At 71.3% G+C, this 11,447-nt stretch carries 10 protein-coding genes; all 10 read right to left on the bottom strand.

Translation table 11 applies throughout. The features are described from left to right. Nucleotides 1-54 precede the first annotated feature (54 nt). Complete coding sequence (gene rpmA / locus AWC30_RS03770) at nucleotides 55-321, bottom strand: 50S ribosomal protein L27 (RefSeq protein WP_085108860.1); 267 nt, start codon at nucleotides 319-321, stop codon at nucleotides 55-57. A 12-nt stretch (nucleotides 322-333) separates the two neighbouring features. Next, the gene (gene rplU / locus AWC30_RS03765; protein WP_085108859.1) at nucleotides 334-645 is read right to left on the bottom strand and encodes a 50S ribosomal protein L21; all 312 of its coding nucleotides are present in this window, start codon (nucleotides 643-645) and stop codon (nucleotides 334-336) included. A 162-nt stretch (nucleotides 646-807) separates the two neighbouring features. Then, entirely contained in the window at nucleotides 808-3,645 is a 2,838-nt protein-coding gene (gene rne / locus AWC30_RS03760) for a ribonuclease E (RefSeq protein ID WP_207568390.1), read from the bottom strand. 295 nt (nucleotides 3,646-3,940) lie between these two features. Then, nucleotides 3,941-4,351, bottom strand: a complete 411-nt coding sequence (gene ndk, locus AWC30_RS03755; RefSeq protein WP_085108858.1) for a nucleoside-diphosphate kinase — start codon at nucleotides 4,349-4,351, stop codon at nucleotides 3,941-3,943. A 24-nt stretch (nucleotides 4,352-4,375) separates the two neighbouring features. Beyond that, nucleotides 4,376-4,774: a DUF4233 domain-containing protein gene (locus AWC30_RS03750; RefSeq protein WP_085108857.1), complete on the bottom strand. Its 399-nt coding sequence runs from the start codon at nucleotides 4,772-4,774 to the stop codon at nucleotides 4,376-4,378. Continuing rightward, nucleotides 4,771-6,183, bottom strand: a complete 1,413-nt coding sequence (folC, locus tag AWC30_RS03745) for a bifunctional tetrahydrofolate synthase/dihydrofolate synthase (protein WP_085108856.1) — start codon at nucleotides 6,181-6,183, stop codon at nucleotides 4,771-4,773. The genes AWC30_RS03750 and folC overlap by 4 nt, the downstream gene beginning before the upstream one ends. Continuing rightward, nucleotides 6,180-8,849, bottom strand: a complete 2,670-nt coding sequence (locus tag AWC30_RS03740; RefSeq protein ID WP_085108855.1) for a valine--tRNA ligase — start codon at nucleotides 8,847-8,849, stop codon at nucleotides 6,180-6,182. The genes folC and AWC30_RS03740 overlap by 4 nt, the downstream gene beginning before the upstream one ends. A 45-nt stretch (nucleotides 8,850-8,894) precedes the next feature. After that, the gene (locus tag AWC30_RS03735) at nucleotides 8,895-9,470 is read right to left on the bottom strand and encodes a DUF937 domain-containing protein (protein WP_085108854.1); all 576 of its coding nucleotides are present in this window, start codon (nucleotides 9,468-9,470) and stop codon (nucleotides 8,895-8,897) included. Between the two features lie 59 nt (nucleotides 9,471-9,529). After that, the gene (locus AWC30_RS03730; RefSeq protein ID WP_085108853.1) at nucleotides 9,530-10,786 is read right to left on the bottom strand and encodes a saccharopine dehydrogenase family protein; all 1,257 of its coding nucleotides are present in this window, start codon (nucleotides 10,784-10,786) and stop codon (nucleotides 9,530-9,532) included. A 112-nt stretch (nucleotides 10,787-10,898) separates the two neighbouring features. Next, nucleotides 10,899-11,222 carry a transglycosylase family protein gene (locus AWC30_RS03725; RefSeq protein WP_085108967.1) on the bottom strand — a complete coding sequence of 108 codons (324 nt, stop codon included), beginning with the start codon at nucleotides 11,220-11,222 and terminating at the stop codon, nucleotides 10,899-10,901. Nucleotides 11,223-11,447: the final 225 nt, after the last annotated feature.

Raw genomic sequence — 11,447 nt, 5'->3', positions numbered from 1 at the left:
TCTTCGGGTGAATTCTCGCAGCCGGCGCACGTTCGCCGGTGTGCGGCCGGCGGGTCAGCTCTGGTCGGCGCCGGCCGGGACGATGTTGACGGTCTTGCGGCCGCGCTTGACCCCGAACTGCACCGCGCCCGCGGCGGTGGCGAACAGGGTGTCGTCGCCACCACGGCCGACGTTGACGCCCGGGTGGAATCGGGTGCCGCGCTGCCGGACCAGGATCTCACCGGCCTTGACCACCTGGCCGCCGAACCGCTTGACGCCGAGTCGCTGCGCGTTGGAGTCCCGCCCGTTCCGCGAGCTGGATGCGCCCTTCTTGTGTGCCATGTTCGGCTCCTGCTACTTGATTCCGGTGACCTTGAGCACGGTCAGCTGCTGACGGTGACCCTGCCGCTTGTGGTAGCGGGTCTTGTTCTTGAACTTGTGGATCCGGATCTTCGGGCCCTTCTTGTGCTCGAGGACCTCACCGGTGACGGCGACCTTGGCCAGCGCCGCGGCGTCGGTGGTGACGGTGGCGCCGTCGACGACCAGCGCGACCGGCAGCGAGACCGACTTACCGGCCTCGGCGTCGAGCTTCTCGACCTTCACCACATCCCCGACCGCGACCTTGTACTGCTTGCCGCCGGTCTTGACGATTGCGTACGTCGCCATCGTGCTGCTACCTCTTCGTTTCCGGTGTCCGGAGGACACTGCGACACCCGACTGGTGCGCGAGCTGGGTCTGGGATGCGCCGGCCCCGGTGGACCCACCCGGCCTGGCGACAACTGCTCAAGGGTACGTGACCAGCGGGTAAGGGGTCAAACCGGCCGGTCGTCACAGCTCGTGCCGCGGTGGGCCGGCCGGGCGGGCCGCGGCGCGGCGCCGACGCGGCCGGTGACCGCCGCCGGAATCCTCGTCCGGGTCGTCCTCGTCGGAATCCGCGGCATCCTCGGTGTCCTCGTCGGAGTCGTCCTCGGCGTCCCCATAGTCCTCCGCGTCGTCCTCGAAGTCGTCGAACTCGTCGAAGTCCGCGGAGGTGTCGTCTTCGAACTCGTCCTCGGTGTCCTCGGCGTCGTCGGTGTCTTCATCGTCGGCGTCGTCGGCGGGGTCGAGTTCGTCGTTCTCGTCGGCCTCACCGGTGTAGCCGCGGCCGGCGTGCCCGGTGCCGGCGCGGCGCCGGCCGCCCCTGCCCCCGGCCGCCGCAGCGGCGGTGTCCTCGGCGTCCGGCTCGGCGGCGGTGGCCCCGGTCGGCTCGGCTTCGGCTTCGTCCTCGGCGGCCTGCGCGGCGGCCATCGCCTTGAACATCGGGTGTTCCCCGGCGGTGTGGGCGGGCACCTTCGCCACCGCCGGTTCCTCGGCCCGGCCGCGACGTGAGCGACGGCCACGGCGGCCACCGGATTCCGAGCGCCGCCCCGCCGCCGACCCCGACTCGACCGGATCGGAGTGCAGGGTGATCCCCCGGCCCGCGCAGTGCGGGCAGGTGCTGGAGAACGCCTCGATCAGCCCGGTCCCCAACCGTTTGCGGGTGAGCTGGACCAGGCCCAGCGAGGTCACCTCGGAGACCTGGTGGCGGGTGCGGTCCCGGGCCAGCGCCTCGGTGAGCCGGCGCAGCACGAGGTCGCGGTTGGACTCCAGCACCATGTCGATGAAGTCGATCACCACGATGCCGCCGATGTCGCGCAGCCGCAGTTGCCGAACGATCTCCTCGGCGGCCTCCAGGTTGTTCTTGGTGACCGTCTCCTCCAGGTTGCCGCCCGCACCGGTGAACTTGCCGGTGTTGACGTCGACCACGGTCATCGCCTCGGTGCGGTCGATGACCAGGGTGCCGCCCGAGGGCAGCCACACCTTGCGGTCCATCGCCTTGGTCAGCTGCTCGTCGATGCGGTGCACGGCGAACACGTCGGGGCCGGGCTGTCCGTCCGGGCCGCTGGGCGGCTCGTACTTGTCGACCTTGGCCAGCAGTTCGGGTGCGACGGAGTCCATATAGCCGGTGATCGTGCCCCACGCTTCGTCGCCGGCGACGATGAGCCGGGAGAAGTCCTCGTTGAACAGGTCCCGGATCACCTTGACCAGGACGTCGGGCTCCTCGTAGAGCGCGACGGCGGCACCGGCGGCCTTCTTCTGGGTCTCTTTCGCGGTCGCGTCGATCTGGTTCCAGCGCTCCTGCAGCCGGTTCACGTCGGCGCGGATGTCGTCTTCTTTGATGCCTTCGGAGGCGGTACGGATGATCACGCCCGCGTCGGACGGCACCACCTCGCGCAAGATCTGTTTGAGCCGTTGCCGTTCGGTGTCGGGCAGCTTGCGGCTGATCCCGGTCGACGAGGCGCCGGGCACGTAGACCAGGTAGCGGCCGGCCAGCGACACCTGGGTGGTCAGCCGGGCCCCCTTGTGACCCACCGGGTCCTTGCTGACCTGCACCACGACGTAGTCGCCGGGCTTGAGGGCCTGCTCGATCTTGCGGTTCGCGCCGCCGAGCCCGGCGGCCTCCCAGTTGACCTCACCGGCGTAGAGCACACCGTTGCGGCCGCGGCCGATGTCGACGAACGCGGCCTCCATCGACGGCAGCACGTTTTGCACGACGCCCAGGTAGATGTTGCCGACCAGCGACGTCGACGCGCCGGAGGTGACGAAGTGTTCGACGACGATGCCGTCCTCGAGCACCGCGATCTGGGTGTAGCGGGTGCCTTCGTGCGGCGCCTCGCTGCGGACCTTGTCGCGCACCACCATGGTGCGTTCGACCGATTCGCGGCGGGCCAGGAACTCGGCTTCGGAGAGCACCGGCGGGCGGCGCCGCCCGGCGTCGCGGCCGTCGCGGCGGCGCTGCCGTTTCGCCTCCAGCCGGGTCGAGCCGTTGATGCCCTGGATCTCGGAGTCCTTGCTGCGCGGCGACCGCTCGTGGACGACGGTGTTCGGCGGGTCGTCGCCGCCGTTGTCGTCGTTGTCGTCGCCGGACCCGCCCTTGCGGCGCCTGCGCCGCCGCCTGCGCCGGCTGCTACCGCCCTCACCGGCACCGTTGTCGCCGTTGCCGTTGTCGCCGGTGTCGTCGTCGCCGGTGTCGTCGTCGCCGTCGTCGGCATCGTTTTTGTCGTCGCTGTCGGCGGCCGCATCGTCTCCGGAGTCGCCGGTGTCGTCGGCGCCACCCTGCTCGCCTCGGCCCCGGCCGCGGCCCCGGCGCCCACGACGGCGGCGCCGGCCGGCCGGGCGGTCACCGTCGTCGGAGTCGTCGGAATCGTCGCCGTCGTCGGAGTCGTCGGAATCGCGGGTGTCGCGGGTGTCGCCGTCCCCGGTGGTCGCGGCGCCGGCTTTGGCGGCGGGCACCGGTTCGGGCGCGACGAACAGCGGCATGAGCTCGGCTTGCGCGGGTGCCGTCTCCAACATCAGCCGGGACTCCGGCTCCTCGGATTCGGCGGTGACGACCTCGGGCACCGCGGGGTCGGGCTCCGCGGCGACCTCGGGGGCGGTCAGCAGGTCACGGACCCGGACCGCGTCGACCCGGTCGACGCTGGAGTGCGCGCTGCGAATCCGGCCGTCGAGGTCGGCGAGCGCGTCGAGCACGCGCCTACTCGTCGTGCCCAGCACCCGGGCCAGCGAATGGACCCTCAGCTTCTCCGGCAGGTCGTGGGCCTCGGTTGCGGCCTCGGATGAAGATACGGATTGGACATCATCACTCACGTGAGTCTCCTCGAGCCCCCGGGCGCGTCTGGTCGACGCGGGCCTACACGAGGGCTTGCGCTATATGCCCGGGTCACGTTTCCCGAGCTTGTGGTGGTCTCGCTCCGAGCGGCTCGTGGCGAACCCACTCGGCGCCTGGCTGATGATCACTTCGACTATCCGCGCCACATCATGGCTGCGATGGTCGCGCTTGTCTAAGTCGTCACCCGGGTGTCGGACATCGGTTCGATGTCGTTCACCTCGGCTCAGTATCCCACACTGTCGCGCCGGCGCGAACCAAGTCGGTGATCTGTTCTCAAAGTCCGGGGAACCACAGTTCGATCTCGCGGCGCGCCGAGTCGGCCGAATCGGAGCCGTGGACCAGGTTGGACTGGATTTCCAGCCCGTAGTCACCGCGGATCGTGCCGGGGGTGGCCTTGTCGACCGGGTCGGTGCCGCCGGCGAGTTGCCGGAATGCGGCGATGGCCCGGGGGCCTTCGACCACCGCGGCCACGACCGGGCCGGAGGTCAGGAACTCCAGCAGCGAGTCGAAGAACGGTTTTCCGTCGTGCTCGGCGTAGTGCCTGCGGGCCAGGTCGTCGGTGACGTTCTTGAGCTCCAACGCCGCCAGCGTGAGCCCCTTGCCTTCGATGCGGCGCACGATCTCGCCCACCAGGCGTCGTTCGACTCCGTCGGGCTTGATCAACACCAGGGTGCGTTCGGTCACGGCGCACAGCGTAACCGACCGGGGTCAGGCAGCACCGTCGGACGGCCCGGCCTGGCCGGGCAGCAACCCGCGGCGCTGCCTGCGCAGCACCTCCACCCGGAAGTAGGCGATCAGCACCCACACCAGGGTGAACACCACCCCGACGAAACCGATCCCCGGGTAGACGGCGAACCCCAGCAGCAGCACCATCTGCACGGCCAGGTTCACCCAGATCGCCCAGGGCCGGCCCTGGATCCCGGTGAGCAGGATCAGCACGGCGGCGATCCCCAGCAGATAGCTCAGCGACACCGCGGTCAGCCCACCGCCGACCATGCCGACGACCGGCAGGGCCAGCAGCACCACGATCGCCTCGAGGATCAGCGTCGCGGCCATCACCCCGCGGAAACTCTTCCACGGGTCGACCGGAGCGGGACGGTCGGTCATTGCGGTTCACCTCCGAACAGGCTGCGGGCCGCGCCGGCGGTGACCACCGAGCCGGTGATGACGATGCCGGTCCCGGCCAGCGCGCCATCGGCGCCGGCGTCTTCGACCAGCGCGGTGGCCGCTTCGATGGCATCGGGCAGGGTCGGCGCCGGGCTGACCCGGTCCGGGCCGAAGCGCTGTTGGGCGGCCAGCGTGAGCTCCTCGACGTCGACCGCCCGCGGCGAGCCGTTATGGGTGACCACCAGATGGTCGAAGACCGGCTCGAGGGCGGCCAGGATCGCGTCGACGTCCTTGTCGGCGAGGATGCTGACCACCCCGACCAGGTAGCGGAAGTCGAACTCGTCGTCGAGGGCCTGGGCCAGCGCCGCCGCGCCGCCCGGGTTGTGGGCCGCGTCGATGAAGACGGTCGGGGCGCTGCGCAGCCGCTCCAGCCGGCCGGGGCTGCGCACGGCGGCGAACCCGGCCCGCACCGCCTCGACGTCGAGTTGGCGGTCCTTGCCGGCCCCGAAGAACGCCTCCACCGCCGCCAGCGCGACGGCCGCGTTGTGCGCCTGGTGCTCTCCGTGCAGCGGCAGCAGGATCTCCGAGTACACCCCGCCGAGGCCCTGCAGGGTGAGCAGCTGGCCGCCGACCGCCACCTGCCGGTCCAGGACGGCGAACTCGGCGTCCTCCCGGGCGACCGCGGCGTCGGTGTCGATCGCGCGGGCCAGCAGCGGCTCCATCGCCTCGGGTTGCTGCCGGGCGATCACCGCGACGGTGTCGACCTGGTCGGCCGCGGCGGCGTGGATGATCCCGGCCTTCTCCGCGGCGATGCCGGCCAGTTCGCTGCCGAGGTACTCCTCGTGGTCGATGCCGATCGGGGTGATCGCCACCACCGGCGCGTTGACCACGTTGGTGGCGTCCCACCGCCCGCCCAAACCGACCTCGACGACGGCGACCTCGACGGGCGCGTCGGCGAACGCGGCGAACGCCATCCCGGTGAGCACCTCGAACTTGCTCATCGCGGGCCCGTCCTGGGCGCGGGAGGATTCGTCGACCATCTGGACGAACGGTTCGATCTCCCGGTAGGTCGCCACGTACTGTGCCGGACTGATCGGCCGGCCGTCGACGGCGATGCGCTCCACCGCCGATTGCAGGTGCGGGCTGGTCAGCCGGCCGGTGCGGCGGTGCAGCGCGGTGAGCAGCGCGTCGACCATCCGGGCCACCGAGGTCTTGCCGTTGGTGCCGCCGATGTGGATCGTGGGGTAGCCGCGTTGCGGGGATCCGAGCAGGTCGAGCAGGGCGTTGATGCGGGTCAGGCTCGGCTCGATCTGGGTTTCGCCCCACCGCTGGTCGAGCAGATGCTCGACCTGCAGCAGCGCCGCGACCTCGTCGGGCGTGGGGACGTCCGCTTCGTCGGGGGCGCTCACGCCAGGTCCGCCAGCCGCGCGGTGATCCGGTCGGCTTCCTCGCGGGCGAGTTGCCTGCGCCCGCGGATCTTGTCCACCACCGCGGCGGGCGCCTTCTCCAGGAAGGCCGGGTTGTCCAGTTTCGCGCTGGTGGTGGCCAGTTCCTTCTGGGCGGCGCCCAGGTCCTTCTCCAGCCTGCGGCGCTCGGCGGCGACGTCGACGGTGCCGGAGGTGTCCACCTCGACGACGACGGTGGCGGCACTGAGCCGCACCTCCACCGCCGCCGAAGCGGTGAAGTCCGCGTCCGGGGCCTGCAGCCAGGACAGGGCGCGCACCGTCGCCAGTTCGGCGTCGAGGCCGGCGGTGTCGATGCCGGCGAGGCGGGCCGGGACCTTCTGGCGGTCGGCCAGGCCCTGGTCGCTGCGGAACCGGCGGATCTCGGTGACCAGTTTCTGCACGTCGGCCACCCGTTGGGCGGCCTGTGGATCGAGGGCGACACCCGACGGGCCCGGCCACGCCGCGATCACCAGCGACCGCTCCTCGGCGGCCGCGTCGCGGGTCAGCGCCAGCCACAGCGTCTCGGTGACGAACGGGATCACCGGGTGCAGCAGCCGCAGCAGGGTGTCGAGCACCGCGGCCAGCACCGCGGTGGTGTGGGCGTGCCCGGAGCCCAGTTGCACCTTGGCCAGTTCCACGTACCAGTCGCAGAATTCGTCCCAGGTGAAGTGGTAGAGCGCCTCGCAGGCCTTGCTGAACTCGTAGCCGTCGAGGGCGGAGTCCACCTCGGCGCGGACCTGCTCGAGCCGGCCCAGGATCCACCGGTCGGCGGCGGTGAGCGCCGCGGGGTCCGGCAGCGGAGCCGGGGCGGCGCCGTTGAGCAGCGCGAACCGGGTGGCGTTGAACAGTTTGGTGACGAAGTTGCGGGAGGCGCGGGCGTGGTCCTCGCCGATCGAGAGGTCCCCGCCGGGGCTGGCGCCGCGGGCCAGGGTGAACCGCAGCGCGTCGGCGCCGAACCGCTCCACCCAGTCCAGCGGGTCGATGCCGTTGCCGCGCGACTTGCTCATCTTGCGGCCGTGCTCGTCGCGGATCAGGCCGTGCAGGAACACGTTCCGGAACGGCACCTGCGGGCCGCGCGAGCCGGCGCCGGTGATCGCGTCGTCGGTGCCGACGAAGGTGCCGAACATCATCATCCGGGCCACCCAGAAGAACAGGATGTCGTAGCCGGTGACCAGCACGCTGGTGGGATAGAACTTCGCCAGTTCGGCGGTCTGCTCGGGCCAGCCCATCGTGGAGAACGGCCACAGCGCCGAGGAGAACCAGGTGTCGAGGACGTCGGGGTCCTGCTCATAGCCCGCGGGCGGCTCCTCGTCGGGGCCCACGCACACGATCTGCCCGTCGGGCCCGTGCCAGATCGGGATGCGGTGGCCCCACCACAGCTGCCGCGAGATGCACCAGTCGTGCATGTCGTCGACCCAGTCGAACCAGCGTGGCCGCAGCCCGGCCGGGTGGATCTCGGTGTCGCCGTCGCGCACCGCGTCGCCGGCCGCCTTGGCCAGCCCGTCGACCTTCACCCACCACTGCATCGACAGCCGCGGCTCGATGACCTCGCCGCTGCGTTCGGAGTGCCCGACGCTGTGCACGTAGGGGCGTTTCTCGGCGACGATGCGGCCCTGCTCGGCGAGCGCCTCGCGCACCTTCACCCGCGCTTCGAACCGGTCCATCCCGTCGAAGGCGGTGCCGGTGTCGGTGATGCGGCCCCGGGTGTCCAGGATCGAGGGCATCGGCAGGCCGTGGCGCAACCCGATCTCGAAGTCGTTCGGGTCGTGGGCGGGGGTGACCTTGACCGCGCCGGTGCCGAACTCCGGGTCGACGTGGGTGTCGGCGACGATCACGACGTCGCGGTCCAGGAACGGGTGCGGCAGCGCCGCGCCGACCAGGTGGCGGTAGCGCTCGTCGTCGGGGTGCACGGCGATGGCGGTGTCGCCGAGCATGGTCTCCACCCGGGTGGTGGCGACCACGATGTGCGGGCCGTCGTCATCGAGGGCGCCGTAGCGGAACGAGACCAGCTCGCCCTCGACGTCGGCGTATTTGACCTCCAGGTCGCTGATCGCGGTCTCCAGCACCGGCGACCAGTTGACCAGCCGTTCGGCGCGGTAGATCAGCCCGGCGTCGTAGAGGCGCTTGAAGATGGTGCGCACCGCGCGGGACAGCCCGGCGTCCATCGTGAAGCGGTCCCGGCTCCAGTCGACACCGTCGCCGATCCGGCGCATCTGTTCGCCGATGGTGCCGCCGGACTCGGCTTTCCACGCCCACACCTTCTCGATGAAGCCCTCGCGGCCGAGGTCCTCCTTGGTCTGTCCGGCCTCCGCGAGGCGGCGTTCCACCACGCTCTGGGTGGCGATGCCGGCGTGGTCCATGCCGGGCAGCCACAGCACCTCGTAGCCCTGCATCCGTTTGCGGCGGGTGAGCGCGTCCATCAGGGTGTGGTCGAGGGCGTGGCCCATGTGCAGGCTGCCCGTGACGTTGGGCGGCGGCAGCACGATCGAGTAGCCGGGCTTGTCGCTGTGCGGGTCGGCGGTGAAGTAGCCGGCCTCGACCCAGCCCTGGTAGAGCGCGGCTTCCACGGCGCCCGGGTCCCAGGATTTCGGGAGGGCGTCATCGGTCAGGCGGCTCGGGCTGGCAGTCACCCGGCCAATTCTAGGAAGCCCGCAAAACCGCGGGCAGCCGCCGTACTACTTCTTGCCGCCCAGCAGGCCACCGAGGATGCCGCCGAGCAGGCCGCCCTTGTCGTCGCCGAGCACCCCGCCCAGGATGGAGCCCAGCGGGTTGTTGCCCCCGCCCCCGAGGATGCCGCCGAGCACCTCACCGAGCCCACCGCCGGACTTGGCGGCCTCTTCCTTGCCTGCGCCGCCGAGCTGCTTGCCGATGTAGGCGAGCACGATCGGGGTCAGGATCGGCAGCAGCTTCTGGATCAGCTCGTTGTTGCCGACGCCGCCGCCGGAGAGTGCGGCGGCCACCTCGGTGTGGTCGTTGCCGCCGAAGATCCGGGCGACCTCCTGCTGGCCGGCGTCCTCGTCGACGTCGTCGAGGGCGACACCGCGGTCGAGCAGCCCGCGGGCGGCGTGCGTGCTGGCCGCCGACTCGATGTCGGCGGCGTTGTCCGGGTTCTCGGCGTTCTGCTGCAGCCCGCCGACCAGCACCGGCACCAGGGTCTGGATCGCCTGGTCGACGTCGGCTTGGTCGGCGCCGAGCTTCGCCGCGATCTGCTGGGTGGGGATCTGCGCGAACAGATCGTCAAGACCGGCCATGGGGTGCACGCTTCTTCCGTGAGGGGGCGGGTGGTGGCGGGGGTGCCGCAGGGTCGAGACTAGCCCAGCCGGGTGGTGTCGACCGCGACTTCGGCGGCTGGGAACCGATCCAGCAGCGCGTCGCCCATCGCGGCGGCGGGGGTGAGCACGCCGCGCAACTCGGAGAGCTTCTTCCGGTCCAGCGCCAACGCCAGACCGCTCTCTCCCAGCAGCACCGCGGTCGCCTGATACCCGGGGTCGCCGCGCTGGGCGAAGCCGGTCACGTACCGGGCGCCGGTGTCGGTGGTGGCGTAGGTCTCCACCCGGTAGTGGCCGCGTTCCCGGGCGGCCGCGCTGGGGCCGGTGCCGGGCTTGGGGGCGATCGCCTCCACCAGGCGACGCGGCAGCAACCGGAAGTAGCGCCCGCCGAGCCCGAACGTCGCGGCGGTGACGCCGGTGACCGCGGCGGCGGCCACCGGTGCCAGCAGCGAGGAGCCGACGCTCATCTGCTCGCTGTAGCGGAACCGCCTGCCGTAGGCCCAGCCCTGCAGCTCGTTGCTGCGCCGCACGATGCGGGTGTTGTAGGGCGCCATGCCGAACCCACCGGTCCACACCCCGGCCAGTTCGGGGGCGATCGTGGCGCCGCGCCGCCACGGGAAGTCCGGCTGGGGGCCCAGTTGCGGTTCGGCGGCGATGTCGTTGCTCAACGTGTAGGGGTCGGCAAGCAGCCGACGGGCCTCCGGGTCGGAGGACGAGGTCGTGAGCATCTCGACCCCGGAGGCGATGGTGCCGCCGGACAGTCCACCGCTGAAGCGCCGCAGCACATAGTCGGTGTCGAGCAGTTCACCGGCCCCGTCGGCGCGCACCTGTCGATACAGCGCGTAGACGCTCAGGTCGGAGGGGATGGAGTCGAAGCCGCAGGCGTGCACGATGCGGGCGCCGGTGTCGGCGGCTTGCTTGTGGAAGGTGTCGATGCTCTCCCGGACGAACATCGCCTCACCGGTCAGGTCGGCGTAGTCGGTTCCGGCCGCCGCACAGGCTCCCACCAGCGGAAGACCGTACCGGGTGTAGGGGCCGACGGTGGTGACCACCACCCGGGTGCGGTCGGCCAGGTCGGCCAGCGTCGACGGGACCTCGGCGTCGGCGTGCAGCAGCGGCCAGTCGCGGGCCTCGTCGCCGAGGCCGTCGCGAACGGCGCGGAGCCGTTCGGTCGATCGGCCGGCCAGGGCGATGCGGGCCGCCCCGCCGGCGCGGGCCAGGTACCGCGCGGTGAGTTTTCCGACGAAGCCGGTGGCTCCGTAGAGGACCAGGTCGAATTCACGGTGCTCGGCGTTCACGGCTCCGACGCTACCGCGCAGGGCGCACCGCTGGGCCGAAGCGGGGGGTACTCAGAGAGCAGTGGTGCCGGGCCGCGAACAGCCCGGCACCACCGAGAGGGTCAGTGGGCGGTCAGCCCTGCGCCCCGCAGACCGGCCAGGCACCGATGCCCTGGGTGGCCAGCACGTTCTCGGCGACCCGGATCTGCTCGGCGCGGCTCGCGGTGTGGGGCAGGCCGGCGCCGCCGTTGGCCGACCAGGTGCCCGGCGCGAACTGCAGGCCGCCGTAGTAGCCGTTGCCGGTGTTGATCGACCAGTTGCCGCCGGACTCGCAGGCCGCAACGGCATCCCAGTCCACGCTGTCGGCGTGCGCGGTGCCGGTGGCGAGCCCGAGCGGGGCCAGCGCCATCCCGCCGGCGAACGCGGTCATGGCCAAGGTCTTACGGAGGTGACGCAACATCGTTCCTTTCGCGGGGCGCGTGCCGCTACCCGGCCTTGGCCGTGGCGCTGGACGGGGTGCGGGGCGTGCCCTCTCGGTTGGGCACGGCAGCAGGTACGGGGGTCATGCCCGCCGGACTCGGATCCGGCGGCTGCGGTGGTCCTCGATGAGGCGCAGCCCTGCTCACACGCAGACTCGTGGTTTGAGTTTTTATTTGCTCCGTATTCGGAACGAAAGGCACGC

It is taken from the genome of Mycolicibacillus trivialis (genome assembly GCF_002102395.1).
Lineage (GTDB): Bacteria > Actinomycetota > Actinomycetes > Mycobacteriales > Mycobacteriaceae > Mycobacterium > Mycobacterium triviale.
The sequence above is the reverse complement of the archived record's forward strand: the minus strand, read 5'-3'. Positions and strand labels throughout refer to the sequence as shown.